23 protein-coding genes are annotated in these 17,096 nt (G+C 61.9%); 11 read left to right on the top strand and 12 right to left on the bottom strand.

The genetic code is table 11. The features are described from left to right. Positions 1-274: 274 nt before the first annotated feature. Genes YA0848_RS20155 through YA0848_RS20170 form a run of 4 tightly spaced genes read right to left on the bottom strand, consistent with a single transcriptional unit; the run spans position 275 to position 3,332 of the window. On the bottom strand, positions 275-1,627 hold the full coding sequence (locus YA0848_RS20155; RefSeq protein WP_169903145.1) for a 4Fe-4S binding protein: 1,353 nt from the start codon (positions 1,625-1,627) through the stop codon (positions 275-277). Then, positions 1,624-2,463, bottom strand: coding sequence for an FTR1 family iron permease (locus YA0848_RS20160; RefSeq protein ID WP_169903144.1), 840 nt, complete (start codon positions 2,461-2,463; stop codon positions 1,624-1,626). Before YA0848_RS20160 ends, YA0848_RS20155 begins: the two co-directional genes overlap by 4 nt. Before the next feature lie 15 nt (positions 2,464-2,478). Further along, complete coding sequence (locus YA0848_RS20165; protein ID WP_169903143.1) at positions 2,479-2,802, bottom strand: cupredoxin domain-containing protein; 324 nt, start codon at positions 2,800-2,802, stop codon at positions 2,479-2,481. Then, positions 2,802-3,332, bottom strand: a complete 531-nt coding sequence (locus tag YA0848_RS20170; RefSeq protein WP_169903142.1) for an iron transporter — start codon at positions 3,330-3,332, stop codon at positions 2,802-2,804. The genes YA0848_RS20165 and YA0848_RS20170 overlap by 1 nt, the downstream gene beginning before the upstream one ends. Before the next feature lie 178 nt (positions 3,333-3,510). On the opposite strand from YA0848_RS20170, the gene YA0848_RS20175 reads away from it, so the two are divergent. Continuing rightward, complete coding sequence (locus tag YA0848_RS20175) at positions 3,511-3,720, top strand: DUF3079 domain-containing protein (RefSeq protein WP_034098416.1); 210 nt, start codon at positions 3,511-3,513, stop codon at positions 3,718-3,720. On the opposite strand, the gene YA0848_RS20180 is transcribed toward YA0848_RS20175, so the two are convergent. After that, complete coding sequence (locus YA0848_RS20180; RefSeq protein WP_082238678.1) at positions 3,709-3,972, bottom strand: hypothetical protein; 264 nt, start codon at positions 3,970-3,972, stop codon at positions 3,709-3,711. The genes YA0848_RS20175 and YA0848_RS20180 overlap by 12 nt on opposite strands. Positions 3,973-4,040: 68 nt before the next feature. Next, on the bottom strand, positions 4,041-4,514 hold the full coding sequence (locus YA0848_RS20185) for a hemerythrin domain-containing protein (protein WP_034098414.1): 474 nt from the start codon (positions 4,512-4,514) through the stop codon (positions 4,041-4,043). 280 nt (positions 4,515-4,794) lie between these two features. On the opposite strand from YA0848_RS20185, the gene YA0848_RS20190 reads away from it, so the two are divergent. Beyond that, entirely contained in the window at positions 4,795-5,001 is a 207-nt protein-coding gene (locus tag YA0848_RS20190; protein WP_034098413.1) for a PLD nuclease N-terminal domain-containing protein, read from the top strand. A gap of 63 nt (positions 5,002-5,064) precedes the next feature. Here the strand turns inward: YA0848_RS20190 and YA0848_RS20195 are convergent, their stop codons facing one another. Both YA0848_RS20195 and YA0848_RS20200 read right to left on the bottom strand, forming a co-directional pair. Continuing rightward, the gene (locus YA0848_RS20195; RefSeq protein ID WP_169903141.1) at positions 5,065-5,625 is read right to left on the bottom strand and encodes a type 1 glutamine amidotransferase domain-containing protein; all 561 of its coding nucleotides are present in this window, start codon (positions 5,623-5,625) and stop codon (positions 5,065-5,067) included. Positions 5,626-5,706: 81 nt separating this feature from the next. Next, complete coding sequence (locus YA0848_RS20200; RefSeq protein WP_034098409.1) at positions 5,707-6,210, bottom strand: DUF4142 domain-containing protein; 504 nt, start codon at positions 6,208-6,210, stop codon at positions 5,707-5,709. 196 nt (positions 6,211-6,406) lie between these two features. Between YA0848_RS20200 and YA0848_RS20205 the strand changes: the two genes are divergently transcribed. From YA0848_RS20205 to acpP, 4 genes are all read left to right on the top strand, one after another. After that, complete coding sequence (locus tag YA0848_RS20205) at positions 6,407-6,631, top strand: hypothetical protein (protein ID WP_034098408.1); 225 nt, start codon at positions 6,407-6,409, stop codon at positions 6,629-6,631. A gap of 16 nt (positions 6,632-6,647) precedes the next feature. Next, entirely contained in the window at positions 6,648-7,421 is a 774-nt protein-coding gene (locus YA0848_RS20210; protein WP_169903140.1) for a DUF72 domain-containing protein, read from the top strand. A 120-nt stretch (positions 7,422-7,541) separates the two neighbouring features. Continuing rightward, positions 7,542-7,793 carry a hypothetical protein gene (locus YA0848_RS20215; RefSeq protein ID WP_034098407.1) on the top strand — a complete coding sequence of 84 codons (252 nt, stop codon included), beginning with the start codon at positions 7,542-7,544 and terminating at the stop codon, positions 7,791-7,793. 10 nt (positions 7,794-7,803) lie between these two features. Next, entirely contained in the window at positions 7,804-8,043 is a 240-nt protein-coding gene (acpP, locus tag YA0848_RS20220) for an acyl carrier protein (RefSeq protein ID WP_034098406.1), read from the top strand. A 21-nt stretch (positions 8,044-8,064) separates the two neighbouring features. On the opposite strand, the gene YA0848_RS20225 is transcribed toward acpP, so the two are convergent. Continuing rightward, on the bottom strand, positions 8,065-8,847 hold the full coding sequence (locus YA0848_RS20225; protein WP_034098405.1) for a DeoR/GlpR family DNA-binding transcription regulator: 783 nt from the start codon (positions 8,845-8,847) through the stop codon (positions 8,065-8,067). 345 nt (positions 8,848-9,192) lie between these two features. Beyond that, on the bottom strand, positions 9,193-10,119 hold the full coding sequence (locus tag YA0848_RS20230; RefSeq protein WP_169903138.1) for an alpha/beta hydrolase: 927 nt from the start codon (positions 10,117-10,119) through the stop codon (positions 9,193-9,195). 141 nt (positions 10,120-10,260) lie between these two features. Between YA0848_RS20230 and YA0848_RS20235 the strand changes: the two genes are divergently transcribed. From YA0848_RS20235 to YA0848_RS20255, 5 genes are all read left to right on the top strand, one after another. After that, complete coding sequence (locus YA0848_RS20235; protein ID WP_034098401.1) at positions 10,261-10,848, top strand: NUDIX domain-containing protein; 588 nt, start codon at positions 10,261-10,263, stop codon at positions 10,846-10,848. 96 nt (positions 10,849-10,944) lie between these two features. Further along, a complete protein-coding gene (locus tag YA0848_RS20240; protein WP_169868707.1) occupies positions 10,945-11,535 on the top strand; it encodes an antibiotic biosynthesis monooxygenase in 591 nt (196 codons plus the stop codon). Then, positions 11,532-13,370, top strand: a complete 1,839-nt coding sequence (locus YA0848_RS20245; RefSeq protein ID WP_094066709.1) for an amidohydrolase — start codon at positions 11,532-11,534, stop codon at positions 13,368-13,370. The genes YA0848_RS20240 and YA0848_RS20245 overlap by 4 nt, the downstream gene beginning before the upstream one ends. Before the next feature lie 23 nt (positions 13,371-13,393). After that, a complete protein-coding gene (ycaC, locus tag YA0848_RS20250) occupies positions 13,394-14,011 on the top strand; it encodes an isochorismate family cysteine hydrolase YcaC (protein ID WP_034098396.1) in 618 nt (205 codons plus the stop codon). Positions 14,012-14,131: 120 nt separating this feature from the next. After that, complete coding sequence (locus YA0848_RS20255; protein WP_169903137.1) at positions 14,132-15,013, top strand: LysR family transcriptional regulator; 882 nt, start codon at positions 14,132-14,134, stop codon at positions 15,011-15,013. On the opposite strand, the gene YA0848_RS20260 is transcribed toward YA0848_RS20255, so the two are convergent. Together YA0848_RS20260 and YA0848_RS20265 are read right to left on the bottom strand one after the other, a co-directional pair. Next, on the bottom strand, positions 15,000-16,037 hold the full coding sequence (locus tag YA0848_RS20260; RefSeq protein WP_169903136.1) for an AraC family transcriptional regulator: 1,038 nt from the start codon (positions 16,035-16,037) through the stop codon (positions 15,000-15,002). The two genes, YA0848_RS20255 and YA0848_RS20260, sit on opposite strands and share 14 nt — an antisense overlap. Position 16,038: 1 nt before the next feature. Next, a complete protein-coding gene (locus YA0848_RS20265; protein ID WP_034098390.1) occupies positions 16,039-16,953 on the bottom strand; it encodes a GGDEF domain-containing protein in 915 nt (304 codons plus the stop codon). Between the last annotated feature and the right edge of the window lie 143 nt (positions 16,954-17,096).

The raw sequence follows: 17,096 nt of genomic DNA on the forward strand, positions 1-17,096 counted from the left end.
CCCCCGATGTGGGCGTGTCAGTTGATGCATGTGTTGCTGACCGGCCGCCATCGGGGGCAAGCCCCCTCCCACATGTTGTGCGGGTTCTTTCAGTTAGCCGTTTGGACTGGCATGCCGCGAACTGTGCGGTAGTGCGCCGTATGATCCAGCCCAGGCAATGACTATCAAGGTGGGAGGGGGCTTGCCCCCGATGTGGGAGTGTCAGTCGACGCATCTGTTGCTGACCCGCCGTCATTTTCCCACAATGGACCGCCTTGCATCAGGCAAGTCGCGGTCAAGCCCAGCCCCAGAACTGTAACCACCATGCGCCTGCGACCATGCCGGCAGCCGTCAAGACACCCATCCATGCCGCCATTCGTGCCTTGCGCGGTAGGCCGCTCAGTTGCCGCCATCCCAACCAGACACACCATCCAACAGCCGCCACCAACAGGGCCCCGCGCGCCGTTTGCACCCAGGCCAACACCAGCCCTTCGTAGCGCAATAACTTCACCGTGGTCGCCGATAAGCCGAGGAACAACCCCGCACCACCGAGAGGCGTCAGTGTCAGGGCAAGGGGCCGAAACAGTGCGCGGTCGCCCGCCACACGTGCGCTGAACTTCAGCAGCACCCAGCATGCGCCGCCCAGCAGCAGTGAGCTGGCGCCCAGGTACAGCACGATGCACATCCCATCCAGCCAACTGAAACTGTCGTTGAGCTGCGGGTAGTGGGTCAGCAGCCACCATGGCGCGGTGTCTTGCAGCGGCCATAGCCAATCGTGTACCACCAGCCATTCGGCCAGGTGTTGTTTGAGGGCGATAAACCACGGGCTGACGGTCCATTGAAACGCACCCATGGCCAGGCCGATCACGCCGAACAGCAGCAGGCGCGCGTCCCATACCGAGGCAGTTTGATGACGGGCCTGGAGGATTTCCTCGTTGCACGAGCGGGCGATCAGTTGCACGGCGCCGCGTTGCCCACTGCAGCGCCCGCAGGCGTGGCACTCGCTGGCGCCTTGCAGGCGGCGGATGTCCAGCAGCGGCGCGCAGTTGGGCAGGGGCAGGCGCGGCGCGGTGTTGGCCTTCCAGCGTTGCTCGTCCACCGCAAAGCGCACCGGCGCCAGGCGCGCGAGCAGGGCGAAGACGCCGCTCACCGGGCACAGGTAGCGGCACCACACACGCTTGCCGCGCACGAACAAAAGGCCCACCACGACGGCCGCTACGGTGGAGCCGCCAAGAATCAGCAATGCTGCCTGGGCGTAGTCGTATACGCTGATCAATTGCCCATACAGGGTGGTCAGGCAAAAGCCGACCGTGGGCCAGCCGCCCCAGCGCAGCCAGCGCGGAATGCCCAGGCCGCGTCCGTGCTGGCTGGCCCATTCGCTTAGAGCGCCTTCCGGGCACAGCACGCCGCACCACAGGCGCCCGAACAGCACCATCGACATCAACACGAACGGCCACCACACGCCCCAGAACATAAATTGCGCCAGCAGGGTCAGGTTGTTCACCAGGTGCGCCTGAGTGTCAGGCAGCGGCAGCAGCGCCGGCACCACCAGCAGCAGCGCGTAGACCACGACCACCGCCCATTGCAGCGCACGGATCAGCCGGGCATGGCGGCGCATGCCATCGCCCAGACGGGCCAGCCAACTCATGCCGCGTGCCGCGACCGGCGCAGGCCGTGGCTCACCCACAGCCAGTAGCCGAGCAGCGCCACCAGGGTGATCAGGCTGGGCGCGGCGCGGTAGCCGGCGAAATCGGCGAGCAGGGCGCCCACGCCATGGCTGTCGCTGAGCAGTGCGCTGCTGTCCCAGCGGCTCTCACCGAAGGCCGTGTAGACCCAATCCGGCAGGTCCATCGCCAGCAGCTGCCCGCTGATACGGTCCACGGCAGCCACCAGCAACGCGCCGCCCAGTAACAACAGCAAGGCTTCGCTGAGGGCGAAAAAGTGCGCCCACGACAGTACGCGGCGGCTGCTGCGCAACAGCAGCACCGTGAGACCGGCCAGCACCAGGCCGAGCACGCCGCCAATGGCGAACAGGCTCAGGGCCGTGTCGTGCAAACGCGCGCCGGCGCCATACAGGAACACTACGGTTTCGCTGCCCTCGCGGCTCACCGCCAGCAACGCCAGCAGCAACAAGCCCCAGCCGCCCTGGCGTGCCAGGCGCTGGTCGGCGTCGCGTAACAGGCTGTGGCGAAGGGTGGGGCCGTGGCGATGCATCCAGAACACCATCTGCACCATCAGAGCGCTGGCGACCAAGGTCAGCAGGGCTTGCAGCCATTCGCCTTCGGCGCCGGTCATGGTTTCTGCGGCCCACAGCATCAACCCGGCCAGGCCCGCCGAGCACAACAGACCGAGCAGCACCCCGGCCCACAGAAAGCGTGCCAGGCGCGAGCGACCGGCCTGCTGGCTGATCCAGGCTTGCAGGATGCCGATCACCAACAGCGCTTCGACGCTTTCGCGCCACACAATGAACATCGCTTGATTCATCAACGGCTCCGGCGGTTATTGAGCGAGGAGGCTGCCTTCGGGCAGCTGTGGGTTGAACTCGTCGAAGAACGGGTATTCGCCGGGTTTGAGCGGGTGGATCACCACAAAGGTGGTGACGCCGGGCGATAACACCTTCTCCACGCGCAACGGCGTGCTTTCGAATTCGGCCGGGCCCTGGCCGGCATTGGTGAGCACGATCTTGAAGCGCTCACCGGCCTTGACCACCAGTTGCGACGGCGTGAAGTGCCCATCGCGCAGGCTCAACTCATAGGTGGGCAACGGCGCCGCGGCGGCCGCGCCGCCGAGCAGCATGCCACCCAGCAGCAAGGCGCGGCGCATCAATAACCGCCTTTCTTGCCGATGCCGGCGTAGACGAATTCGTAGTGCACTTCGCAACGCTCGAACCACGGCGCAACCCCGGTTTCCTTGTCGGTGTGGCGACCCAACGAATGAGGGCCGGTGGGCGGCAGCACGCTGAAGGTGAGGGTGTATTTGCCGGGGCCTTGTAGCTTGACGTTATCGCCGTAGTGCGGGCCGTCATTGGCAACCATGGCGTGGAAGTCGCCGCTGATCGGCGTGTCGCTGCCTTGCTTTTTCAAGGTGAAAGATAGGTTCAGGTATGGCACGAAACTGCCTTCCTGAAAGCCTTGGGCGTTGTCCGCCGTGGCGCGCACATCGGCCTCCAGGTGCACGTCGGAGTCGGCGGTGGCGCGCATCATGCCGGTAGGCGCCATTTCGATCGGTTGCAGGTACACGGCACCGATTTCCAACCCCGGGCACTGTTGCGGCTCGCCAATCGGGTATTCCTTGGCCAGTGCGGCAGAGGTGGACAGCAGCAGGGCCAGCGGCAGCAGAGAGAGGGTTCGCATGAAGACTTCCTGACGGGTAAGGGGAGAGGGCCCGAGTCTAGGAAGGTGCGGCGCAGATAATAATGATTCTTGTCAAGTTTCGAGAATATTTCATCTTGGCCAGGCTTGATGCCGATCAAGGTCAGCCGCCACTTCACGCGTTACGGTGAGGCTATCGCGCGTTGATAAGGAACTCGTCATGGCCAAGCCGTTTCCGTTGCACCCTAAGCACCCTGAGCGAATCTGCTGGGGCTGCGACCGCTACTGCGCCGCCACTGATTTGGCCTGTGGCAACGGTGCCGATCGCACCATGCACCCCGCCGAGATGCTCGGCGACGACTGGTACGAGCATGGCGATTGGGGCGTGACCACGCAGCCACCCCCCGTGGATGAGCCCTCAGCTGCCTGATCGAGGTGTGTCTTTGCGCTCTTTGGAGGGTTTAGCGGGTTTGGGTCTGGGGGCTTTTTTCGCCGGCTGTTGTTTCTGCGTGCTGTTGTCGGATTTCTGGCTGCTGTCTGAAGGGCTGCTGGGGTAAGTACCCGGCGGCAGTGCGGAACCTGCGGCACCGCTGTTATCGCCGAATGCCGCAAAGACAGGCCCAGCCAGCAGCGCCGTCAGGCAAGCGGTAAGTACGATCCTTCGGGACGTGGTGGTCTTCATGACGCAATCCCCTTATGTCATTGCACAAACCCCGGGCAGCCGGAGCGTGCCCGTGGTCCGGCCAGCTGTTAAGCCGCCATCGGCTTGGCCATGGTTTTTTTATACGCGGCCTTCATGGCCTCCATTTCGGCACCGAGTTCTTCCAGTTGTGCCTTGCCCAGCAGCTTGCGGGCTTGGGGGAACATTTCGGTTTCCTCTTCTTCGATGTGGTGCTCCAGCAGTTCCTTGACCACTTTGACGCGTCCGGAAAACTCAGTGCTGGACGGCTCGGTCTTCTTCAGGTCGGGCAGAACCAGGCTGTCGACGGTGCGGTGCTCTTCCTTGGCTTCGTGGTACATGATGTCCTGCTCTTTGCCACCGGCTTTGCGGAAGGCCGGGTAGAGAATCTCTTCTTCAAGCTTGGTGTGCAGGGTAATTTCCATTTCGAGCTTGGCCAGCAGCTCAGTGCGCTTTTTAACGCCGCGCTCGGTGGATTCGCTCAGTTGGGTCAGCAGTGTCTTGACGCGTTCATGGTCGGCTTTGAGCAGGTCGATAGCATTCATGGTGAAACCTCACGGATAGGGTTCGGGCACGTCGAAGTGCGCGCCTCGTCCGATGGGGTGTTGCATCCGCCGTACCAACTCTTGGTTATAAATAAATAATTTAAATATCAATAACTTATTGGATTTATGTGAATGCTGATGTCGTGCAGCTTGCATGGTTGCCTATCCACTACATTGCATTAAGCCGGCCTTGGGCAGGCTGTTTGCGACACTTGCGCAAATCCGATGGAACCCTGAGCGCAATGGGTTGACCTAAGCCTTAGACCTCAGGAGGTGAAACATGCAATTAGAATATGTCTGGATCGGGTTGGCGGTGGTTGTACTGCTGTTGGAACTGTGGGCGATCAACGCCGTATTGCGCAGCACCAGTGGCTGGGAGACCAAGGGGTTGTGGCTGATCATCCTGATCTTTGTGCCGCTGCTGGGGCTGATTGCCTGGGCGATGTTCGGGCCCAAGCGAGAGATGCCGGAGCAAGGTAAACACTGAGGCATGGCTCAGACAGCAAACAGGCGCCCCTCGGGGCGCCTGTTTTGTTTACGGGTTCGCGGATCAGCCGGCGAGGGCCTTGGCAATCGCGTCATTGAATGCTGGCAGATCGTCCGGCGTGCGCGAGGTGATCAAGGTCCAGCCATTGGCCCGGCATTGCTTGACCGGCTCATCCACCCAACCGGCGGCACCGGCATTTTCCAGGTCGATTCGTACGCTCTTGTAGGAGGTGAGGTTCTTGCCTTTGATCACGCCTGCGTCGATCAAGGCCCATGGGCCGTGGCAGATCGCGGCGATAGTTTTGCCGGCATCAGCGAATTCTTTGATCAGGCGCAGCGCCGCCCCGTCCTGACGTAGGGTGTCTGCGTTGACGGTGCCGCCGGGAATCACCAAGGCATCGAAGTCGCTGCCGACCACGTCCGACAGTTGCACATCGGATTCCACGGTCTTGTCCTTTTCGGTGTCGCCCACGAACGTCTGGGTGGTGCCGCCCTTGCTGGACGCATGGGTCACATTGGCGCCGAAACCGCGTAATGCTTCCAGCGGCTTGACCAGTTCGTCGCGTTCGATACCGGTATTGGAGGTGATGATCAGGATGTGCTTACCGTTGAGGTGGGTGCTCATGATCGAGTGTCTCCTGTGCAAAGGGTTATTGGCGTCACGAATGCCCCCGCGTCATCTGACGCAGGGGCGTGATCGGTCGAATTACTTGGCGTACTTGCTTTGCAGCTCTTTGGCCATTTGCAGGTGTTTTTCCAGGGTCGGCAGCTTCTCGGTGGCGAAAGCTTTCAGCTCGGCGTTGTCCGAAGAGGTCGACTCTTTCTTGAACAGTTCCACGGCTTCTTCGTGGGCGTTGACCTGGTTGTTGGCATAGGCCTTGTCGAAGGACTCATCGCGCATTTCCAGGATGGCTTTCTTGGCCTTGTCCATCAGTGCGGCGTCGTCCGGCACTTCCAGATCATGCTTCTTGGCCAGGGCCATCAGTTCCTGGTTGGCTTTGGTGTGGTCATCGACCATGTGCTGGGCGAAGGTTTTCACGTCGGCCGAGCTGCTTTTTTGCAGGGCCAGTTTGCCGGCCTCGACTTCAGTGATGCCGCTCTGTGCGGCCTTGTCTACGAAGTCGTTGGAGGTGGCTGCGAAGGCTGCGGACATCGAACCGGCAACCAGTGCGAAAGTCAGGCCCATTTGTTTCATCAGCTTGGTAGTCATGGTGTCTCTCCTTGTGAATGACGTGATGTCGCTACCTGGGTGTTGAGCCGGCACTGGGGCAAAAGGTTTAAATTTTTTTGTGCTTTTTTCGCCAGCGGTGGCCGCGGCAAATTCCTTGAACTATCGAAAAGCCCAGGGCTCTGCTGAATGAGCCCGCCGTGTGATGGCGGCGCGTCAATTACTAGGAGAATGCCCCGTGACCGAGCACAAGAGCGCCGATAAAACCCCCACCCCCGTCAGCTCCGAAGAGGCGCAAAAAGGCACCGACAATCCTGTCAAAGGCCAGACCCTGGAGCGCCCGAACCCCAACACCGAAACCGTTGACAAGGTGCTCACTCCCACCTCGATCAAAGACACCGAGCGCCAGACCGATGCGATCAACGAACAAGCCGCCAAGGCCGAGCGCAAATTGAGCCACTGAGCGGAGCATTCAAGCCATGGCTGACGACGCCGGCCGCGCGGCTGCTGTTTGGGCCGCACCCTTGTACATCGGTTGCGCAGGCTGGAGCCTGGCGCGCGAACACTGGCCGGCATTCGACGCAGAGGGCACGCATTTGCAGCGCTATGCCTCGCGCTTCAATGCGGTGGAAATCAACAGTTCGTTTTACCGCGCTCACTTGCCCGCGACCTACGCGCGCTGGGCACAGTCGGTGCCAGCGACTTTTCAGTTCTCGGTGAAAGTGCCCAAGCTCATTACCCATGAGCTGCGACTGGCGCACTGCGAAACCGCGCTGGATGAGTTTCTAGCGCAGTGTCAGCGATTGGGCGACTCCCTAGGCTGCCTGCTGGTGCAATTGCCTCCGTCATTAGCGTACGAGCCAGTGACCGCTGCGGTGTTTTTCCGCGCCTTGCGCCAACGCTATCTGGGCGCCGTGGTGCTGGAACCGCGGCATGCCAGCTGGCTTGAGGCTGAAGGGTTGTTGCAGGATTTGCATATCGGCCGGGTCGCCGCCGACCCTGCCGCAATTGAGGGCGGCCACCTGCCCGCCGGCTGGCACGGCGTGCGCTATTGGCGCCTGCACGGCTCCCCGCGCATTTACCACAGCGCCTATGGCCCCGCACGGGTGCAGGCGTATGCCCGGCAGTTGCTGCAGTCCATCGAGCAAGGCATCCCCACCTGGTGCATCTTCGACAACACCGCCAGCGGCCGGGCGCTGGACGATGCGTTGTACCTGCTGGAGCAGCAGCTGGCGGGGTTTAGCACGCTCTAACGGGTGAATGGCTTGGGTTCATTGCCAATCGATCTATACACCTGTCAGATCTGACAGTAGCCGCTTTGTATCCGATGGATATAGTCAAAGGCGTACACATGCCCAGCCGGGAGAGCGGCCATGACTAAATCCGAATTGAAGAAGTTCCTCCAAATCAAGATCGACCAAAAAGCCAACATCATCCTCAACGAGCGGGTGCGCTATGACGACGCGGCCTTCGGCGAGCTGAAAATCTATGCCTGTCTGCGGCGTATCCTGAACAAAACTGCGACGCTTGAAGACCTCGGTGTGCTGCATGCCGTGAACAACTTGCTGCATGCAACCGGTGTGCTGGCGCCCAATGAAACGCTCGGCTCCAAGGTCACCAAGTGAGGATATTCAAATGAGTGACATCGAACAGCGAGTGAAAAAAATCGTCGCCGACCAGCTAGGCGTTGCTGAAGCCGATATCAAGAACGAGAGTTCTTTCGTGGACGATTTGGGCGCCGATTCCTTGGATACGGTGGAACTGGTGATGGCCCTGGAAGACGAGTTCGAGATTGAAATTCCGGACGAGGAGGCCGAAAAAATCACCCACGTCCAATTGGCCATTGATTACGCGAAGGCGCACGCAGAGTCATAGGGCAAACCCACGCTGCGGTGGCTAGACATCCACCCGCAGCACTTCCAGCCCCAACTGTTCATACGCCGCGATATCCGGCGCATGCCACTCGGTGATCAGGCTGTGGATTCGGCTGCACGGCGCCACCACGAAGGGCTCCACGGCGCCGAGTTTGTCGGCCATGGTCACCGCCACCACCTGGGAGGCGCTGTCGAGCAACGCTTGCTTGACCGCCACTTCATCGAAATGCAGCGACGTCATGCCCACCTGTGGGTGCAGCGCGCAGACCCCGGTAAACAGCAGATCGGCCTTGATGCTTTGGATCAAGCGCACGGTGTCGTGGCCGTGGGTGGAGAGGGTGGCCGGGTTGAGTTGGCCGCCGGCGAGGATCACCTTGACGTCCGGGTGGTCCGCCAGGGCGATGGCAATCATCGGCGATGCCGTCACCACCGTAAGGCGGAGCGACAGCGGCAGTGAGCGGGCGATCTGCAGCGTGGTGGAGCCGGAATCGAACATCACGATCTGCCCGTCCTCGACGCGTTCGGCGGCCAGTTGGGCCAGGTGCCGCTTGACCGCATCGGTCTCACCGACCCGGGTAAAAAAATCCTTACCGGTGTCTTTAGGCCGGGGCAGGGCGCCACCGTGTACACGCTGCAATAGGCCGGCGGCGGCCAGTTCGCCGAGGTCGCGGCGGATGGTGTCCGGGGACACCGCAAAGTGTTCGACCAGTTCGGCTGCGGTGACTTTGCCGTCGCGCTCCAGCAGCAACAGGATCTTTTGTTTGCGTAACGAGGGGAGGTCGATGGCGGCGTGGGTGTTTTGCATGTTTGTGCGCTTTTTTGCGGGTTTATGCGAGATTAATCGCCGGCCCTGTTGAACGCAATGCTTGACTTTCACCCTCTCGTTTAACCGCCCCAAGCTGTCGATTGGAATCGGGGCGGTTTAGCGGCCGCGCCCATTTAAGGCGCGACCCGCCGCACAAAAAAAATCGTAAAAAAATAAAAAGAGTTGTCCACGAAAACCGTGGGTATCTCTGTGGATAACTTTGCCGGGCCCCGGCGGGGTTGGTGATTTCGCCCAAGATCAATATTTGATCAACTTAATGTTTGGCCCAGCATGGCCAGGGTTTGCGCTTGACAGGCCCGCTCGAAACCAGTGCCGAAAAGTGTTTTACGAGTCGCCGTCGCGGCTTGTGGAGTGTGTGATGGCTTGCGTCTGAACCTTAGATTGCATCAGTTGATCGAGTGCCTGGCGATACGTGCGACCGGCCAGGCTCATGCTGTTGTTGTGGCTGGCACCGGGCACCAGCAACAAGCGTTTGGGCTCTTGGGCAGCGGCAAACAATTGCTGGCTGAAACGCGGCGGAACGTAGCGGTCGTCCAGGCCATGCACCACCAGCAGCGGCATGCGGATATCGGCGATCTTATCGATGGAATCGAATTTCTGCGACAGCAGCCAGCGCACCGGCAACGAGGTGTTAGCCACCGCTGTGGCCACATCGGCAAGGGAAGTAAAGGTGGATTCGATCACCAGGCCACGCACCGGCACCGGCGATTGCTGACCCAGTTCCGCCGCCAGGTCGATGGCCACCGCGCCGCCGAGGGAATGCCCGTAGATCAGGCGTTTTTGTGGGTCGGGTTGCAGCACCTGAAAGCGCTCCCAGGCGATGCGCGCGTCTTCGTATACCGTGGTTTCCGACGGCAAGTCGCCGTGACTTTTGCCGAAGCCCCGGTAGTCGATGGCCAGCACCGAAAAGCCCAGGGCATGCAATTGCTCGATGCGGAACAGTTGCCCGGTCAAATTCCAGCGCACGCCATGCAGGTAGAGGATCGCCGGCGCATCCTTGCTGGCCGACGGGTACCACCATGCATGGATGTTCTGCCCGGCTTTGAAGCTGGCCGGCTTGAGTTCGAATTCCTGCACCGCCTTGGGCAGGCCGCTGTACCAACTGGCGGTGCCCGGCTCGATGCGAAATACCAGCTCGCGCTCTTTGTGCTGCAAGATGCTGCATCCCACCGGCAGACCCACGATCAACAACGCCATGCACAGCAGGGGAAACCAGCGCAGGCCCAGGCGAGACAGCAAACGAGACGACATGAACGTTCCAGGTCAAAAGGTGAAGCAGGGTTTTTACCAGAAGCCCCGCGCCGGCAGGAATTATTTCGACCACCATTGTGTGGCTTGACGCTGTCGCTCTCTGCGCGACATGCTCCTGCTCCTTTGAGCAAAGGCCCGACCATGGACAGCAGCCCCGTACGCATCACCGCCGAAGAGACCCTTTCGGACAACTGGTACAACCTCAAGAAATACAGCTTCGACCTGCGCCGCCGCGACGGTAGCTGGCAGGCCCAGACCCGTGAGGTGTACGACCGTGGCAATGGCGCCACCATCCTGTTGTACAACCGCGCGCAACGCACGGTGTTGCTGATTCGCCAGTTCCGCATGCCCACGTTCGTCAACGACTACCACGGCTACCTGATCGAAGCGGCGGCCGGTCTGCTCGACAACGCCAGCCCCGAAGAACGCATTCGCCTGGAAGCCGAAGAAGAGACCGGTTATCGCGTCGGGCACGTCGAGAAAATCTACGCGGCATTCATGAGCCCCGGCTCGGTGACCGAGCGAATTCACTTCTTTATCGGCCAATACCAGCCGGCCGATCAGGTTGGCAGCGGCGGTGGCCTGGAAGAAGAGGGCGAAGACATCGAAGTGCTGGAGCTGGGTTTCGAACAAGCCTTGGCGATGGTGCAAAGTGGCGAGATCGTGGATGGCAAGACCATCATGCTGTTGCAGCATCTGGAACTGCGGATGTTGAAAGAAGGCTGGTAAGCCCGTCCCATCCACACAGCACGTACATGCAATTTTCCTTGGCGGGTCCACGGCACACTTCCCTCATCGCTGATAGTGGGAAGCAGAGGGCACGCCATGGATCCAGCCGCCAAGACAGGGGCCGACGAAGTCGTCACCCTGGTGGTCAAACACCGCATCAAATCCGGCCTTGAGGCCGACTACGAAGCTTGGCTGCGGCGCATCGTGCGCATTGCCGGCGAACGGCCCGGGCACCTGGGCGTCGACGTGGTGCGCGGCAAGCAGGACGGCCTGGCGCTGTTTACCTGCGTGCTGCGCTACCGCTCCACCGACGACCTGCAACACTGGCTCGAATCGCCCCAACGCAAGGCCCTGATCGACGAAGCCGCGCCGATGCTCGCCGATGGCGACCAGACCGAAATCGGCGCCGTCAACGAATTCTGGTTCACCCCCCTGGCCGACGGCAGCGCGCCGCCGCCGCGCTGGAAACAGGCGGTGGTGTCGCTGTGCGTGATCCTGCCGCTGACCCTGCTGGTGCCGATTATCTGGGGCCCGCTGCTGCGCCTGCATCCCTTGCTCTCTAACTACGTGGTGTCCACGATCCTGGTCACCGTGACCATCGTGGTGCTGGTGGTCTACGTGATGATGCCGGCCGCCACGCGCCTGTTCGCTCCCTGGCTTGAAGCCTCTGTAAAGGAAACCCTATGAACGCCGATCTGATCCTGTTCAATGGCCAGTTCCACACCGTGGACCGTGAAAACCCGCGTGCGACCGCCGTCGCCATCCACCAGGGCCGCTTCGTTGCCGTCGGCACCGACGCTGAAGCGATGGCCCTGCGTGGCAGCGCGACCCAGGTCATCGACCTCAAGGGCCGCACGGTTATCCCGGGTCTCAACGACTCGCACCTGCACCTGATTCGTGGCGGCCTGAACTACAACCTCGAACTGCGCTGGGAAGGCGTGCCGTCCTTGGCCGATGCCTTGCGCATGCTCAAGGACCAGGCCGACCGCACCCCGACACCGCAGTGGGTGCGTGTGGTCGGTGGCTGGAACGAATTCCAGTTCGCCGAAAAGCGCATGCCGACCCTGGAGGAACTCAACCAGGCCGCGCCGGATACCCCGGTGTTCGTGCTGCACCTGTACGACCGCGCCTTGCTTAACCGCGCGGCTCTGCGCGTGGCCGGCTACACCAAGGACACGCCGAACCCGCCGGGTGGCGAGATCGTGCGCGACAGCAATGGCAACCCCACCGGCATGCTGGTGGCGCGGCCCAATGCGATGATCCTGTATTCGACCCTGGCCAAAGGCCCGAAACTGCCGTTGGAATACCAGGTCAATTCGACTCGCCAGTTCATGCGCGAACTCAATCGCCTGGGCCTGACCAGCGCCATCGATGCCGGCGGCGGTTTCCAGAACTATCCCGATGACTACGCAGTGATCGAGCAACTGGCCAAGGACCAACAGTTGACGGTGCGCATCGCCTACAACCTGTTCACCCAAAAGCCCAAGGAAGAACTCAGCGACTTCAAGAACTGGACCGGCAGCGTCACCCTGCACCAGGGCGACGACTACCTGCGCCACAACGGCGCCGGTGAAATGCTGGTGTTCTCCGCCGCCGACTTCGAAGACTTCCTCGAACCGCGCCCCGACCTGCCGCTGACCATGGAGCAGGAACTGGAACCGGTGGTGCGTCACCTGGTGGAGCAGCGCTGGCCGTTCCGCTTGCATGCCACCTACGACGAATCGATCTCGCGCATGCTCGACGTGTTCGAGAAGGTCAATCGGGATATTCCGTTCAACGGCCTGCCGTGGTTCTTCGACCACGCCGAAACCATCACCCCGAGAAACATCGAGCGCGTACGCGCCCTGGGCGGTGGTATTGCGATCCAGGACCGCATGGCGTTCCAAGGCGAATATTTCGTCGAGCGCTACGGCGCCAAAGCGGCCGAAGCCACACCGCCGATCAAGCGCATGCTGGCTGAAGGCGTGCCGGTCGGCGCCGGCACCGACGCCACCCGCGTATCGAGCTACAACCCCTGGACCTCGTTGTACTGGATGGTCAGCGGCCGCACTGTCGGCGGTCTGGAACTGCATGCCGAGGGCCTGCCGCGCCTTACCGCGCTGGAATTGTTCACCCATGGCAGCGCCTGGTTTTCTTCGGAGCAGGGCAAGAAGGGCCAGATCAAAGTCGGCCAATTGGCGGACGTCGCCGCGCTGTCGGCGGATTTTTTCAGCGTCGATGAAGAGGCCATCAAGTGGATCGAATCGGTGCTGACCGTGGTCGGCGGCAAAGTGGTGTACGGCGCCGGCGACTTCGAAGACTACGCACCGCCGCGCGTGCCGGTGCTGCCGGACTGGTCGCCGGTGGTCAAGGTGCCAGGGCACTGGCGCCCCAGCTCACCGTTGCAGGCCCAGGTTCACCAATGCAGCGGCCCGTGCGGCGTGCATGCCCACAGCCATGAAAAAGCGCGCCTTTCCAGCGTGCCGGTCAGCGACTTCCAGGGTTTCTGGGGCGCGTTCGGCTGCTCGTGCTTTGCCTTTTAATCCCAACCCAAGGAGTTAACCCCATGACGTACAAGCGCTTGAACAAAGATGACGCAGTGGTGCTGTTGGTGGATCACCAGACCGGCCTGATTTCCCTGGTACAGGATTTCTCCCCCAATGAGTTCAAGAACAACGTGCTGGCCCTGGCCGATGTCGCCAAATTCTTCAACTTGCCAACCATCCTCACCACCAGCTTCGAAAGCGGCCCTAACGGCCCGTTGGTGCCGGAACTCAAGGCCATGTTCCCGGACGCGCCGTACATCGCTCGACCTGGCCAGATCAACGCCTGGGATAACGAAGACTTCGTCAAAGCGGTCAAGGCCACCGGCCGCAAGCAGATCATCATTGCCGGTGTGGTGACGGACGTGTGCGTAGCGTTCCCGACCCTGTGCGCCCTTGCCGAAGGCTTTGAGGTGTTCGTGGTCACCGACGCGTCCGGCACCTTCAACGAAACCGTGCAACAAGCCGCGTGGGCACGCATGACCGCCGCCGGTGCGCAACTGGTCAACTGGTTCGCCGTGGCCTGCGAGCTGCAAGTGGACTGGCGCAACGACATGGAAGGCCTGGCCAACCTGCTGTCGCCGCGTATCCCCAACTACCGCAACCTGATGAACAGCTACTCGGCGTTCACCGCCAAGTAACCGGTTCTCACGCCTGTAGGTCAACGATGTGGGAGGGGGGCTTGCCCCCTCCCACATTTGATTTGTGGTGTTGCGATCATCCGGTTATAAAGCCCTGCAAATGTCCACCGAGAAGCGACAATGAACCCCTTCGAAGACATGCGCCTGTTCTGCCAGGTCATGGAGTCCGGCAGTTTCACCGCTGCCGCCGAACAGCTGGGCCTGTCCAAGCAGTTCGTTAGCCGCCGCTTGATCCAACTGGAAGACCGCCTGGGCGTGCGCTTGCTCAATCGCTCTACGCGTCGGTTGGATGTCACGCCTTTGGGGCAGAGTTATTACGAATCCGCGTTGCGTCTGCTCGGTGAAGTCGAGCAGGTGGAGCAGGGCATTGCTGGGCAGAACAGCGAGCCGCGCGGCACCATCCGCCTCAGTGCGCCGCTGTCGTTTGCCATCGCCCACCTGGGCTGTCTGTTGCCGTTATTTCTGCAACGCTATCCGCAGGTGACGGTGGAGGTCGACCTCAGCGACCGCCCCGTGGACCTGATCGGCGAGGGCTACGACCTGGTGCTGCGCATCGGCACCCTGGAAGATTCCACGTTGATCGCGCGCCGCATCGCCAGCATCGCGCGGGTCTACTGCGCCAGCCCCGACTACCTGGCGTTGCGCGGCACGCCGCAGAAACCCGAGGACCTGACCGACCACGACTGCCTGCCGTACGGCCACGGCCGCCAGGTGCAATGGCGCTTCAAGGGCAAGGTGCAGGCGCTGAACGTCAGCGGGCGCATGCGCGTGAATAACGGCGACTTGCTGCGCGACACCGCGATTGCCGGGCTGGGCGTCACCTACCTGCCCACCTTTATCGTCGGCGATGCCTTGCAGGACGGGCGCCTGCTCACGGTGCTCGATGAGTTCGCCCCCGAGGCGCTGACCTTGTCGGCGGTGTATCCCCAGCACCGCCAAAGCTCACGGCCAGTGCAGGCGCTGGTGGAGTTTTTGCGCGAGCGCCTGGCTAGCGGCTGTTGAACAACTGACGGATCAGGTTCGGTGTGCTGCCGGTCCAGCGCTTGAAGGCGCGGCGAAAGTTGGCCGCGTCGTTGAAGTTCAGGTAGGCCGCCACCTCATCGTTGCTATAACCCTTGACCTGATACAGGTGCAACGCCACCTGCTTGCGCACGCGGTCGACCTGTTCCTGGAAACCGGTGTCGTGTTTGTGCAGTTTGCGCTTGAGGGTCGCCGGGCTCATGGCGAACGCCTGCGCCGCCTGTTCCAGGTTGGGCGGCTGGCGCACCTGATCGCGCAGGTAATCGTAGAGGCAGTCGAGAAAACTGTCGGCAAAGCCGAGCTGGTCGATCTGTGCATGGGCCTGTTGACGCGCGACTTGAGCGGCAGTGGCCGAGGCGCCGGGCCAGGCATGTGTCAGGTATTGGCGGGGGATGCACAGCATGTCCAGGGGGCGTGAAAAGCGTGTGTTTTCACCCAGGTTTACCCAGTACTGCTCGACATAACGCGGCTCGGCATGGCTGACGCTGCACGCCCAGGGCAGGCGCTCGCCGCTGAGCCATTGGCTCATGGCAACCAGCGAAGTCATGCTCGCTTCGAGCAGGAAACGCCAGTGCTCGCCGGCCCCGCAACTGTCCTGCCAATACAGGTAGGCATGGTGCTCGTCCAACTCCAGATGCAGCGCCACCAGCGGGCTGAGCAACACCTGCAATTGGATCAGCACCTCCAGCGCCTGGTGCAGGTTTTGCGCATGGCCCAGGGCATGGCTCGCGGCGCCGTAGTAGCCGGGCAATAGGCGTTGGCCGAACAGAAAGCTGCTGTCGTCGGCGTCGAGCAACTTGCGGCTGTTACCGATCAAACCCAGAAACTGCTGCGGGCTCAGGCGCGCGTTGCCGGCCAGGATGTCCTCGTGGAAAAGCCCGGTGCCGCGCAGCAAGCGATGGCTGTCGATGCCCCGCGACAGTGCCAGGTCGATCAGCGTGGCGGGTTGATAGTGCCCAGGGATAAAGCGGCAGTCGCTTTCATACCAGCGGGTGTTGATGGCCATGTCAGGCACTTTTCGCCAGGGGCTGCTTGGCCTTGGCCAACGCCAGGTTGAGGCGTTTGAGCAGGTCGTGGGGCGGTTCGTCCAGGGCCATCACCACCGCTGTGGAGGCCGCCAGTTGCAGGCGCTCGCCTTGTTGCCGGGTCTTGTGGGCCAGGCCACGCACCGCTTGCTGCAATTCCAGAGCGATGTCTTTGGCCTGGCGCTCGCCGGTATTGGGCAGCAGCACCACAAAGCGGTCGCCGGCCAGGCGGCACAGCAAGTCCTGGCGGCGCAGGTTGAGCAACAGCAACTGGCTGAGGGCTTGCAGCACCGCATCGCCTTCGGCATGCCCATAGGCCTGGTTAATGGCGGCGAAATTGTCCAGATCCAGGGCCAGCAGCGACAGCGGTTGGGCCTGCTCGCGGCTGTCCTGCAGGCTCTCGGCCAATTGCCGCTTGAGGTAGTCGGCACCGCCCAGGGGCGTGAGCTTGTCGAACAAGCGATGTTCGCGAAACACCCGCTCGCGTTTCTCCATTTGCGCGCTGATCGCCAGTTGCTCGCGGTGCCAGTGGTAGATGCCGAGGGTCAGCAGGATCATGCCCACCGGCATCGGGCCGGACTCCAGCCAGTGGTCCCAGGTGATGCTGTCGGGCAAGCGGATAAATTCATCCAGGCTGTCGATCCACCAGGAAAAAAAGATGCACGCCAGGCCCAGCACCAGATAGTTGGTCACGCGCCCGGCGGGGCGGCTCTTGAGCACCAGCCCCAGCCACACCAGCGCCAGCAGTGCCGAACCGCCTTCGCCGACGATATCCAGCCACTCCCATTCGCTGACGCTTTTGAGCTCGCCACAGGCCAAGTGCAGGATCAGCCCCAGATTGGCGGCAATCAGCAGCAGGGCGAGTTTCCAGCGGTGGGGTTTGAGCACGGAGAACATGGCCGCGAGTCCTTGGGCAAAGAAGCGAAGGGCGCCAGCACAGCAGATGGATGTGACGGTTGGATGACAGCGGGGACAGGTCGAATCAGCTCACCTCAAACACGCCGCGCCACAAAAAGTGGGCTTGTTGTGGTGAGCGGGCT

Source organism: Pseudomonas sp. S4_EA_1b, assembly GCF_016307435.1.
GTDB classification, from domain to species: Bacteria; Pseudomonadota; Gammaproteobacteria; order Pseudomonadales; family Pseudomonadaceae; genus Aquipseudomonas; species Aquipseudomonas rhodesiae.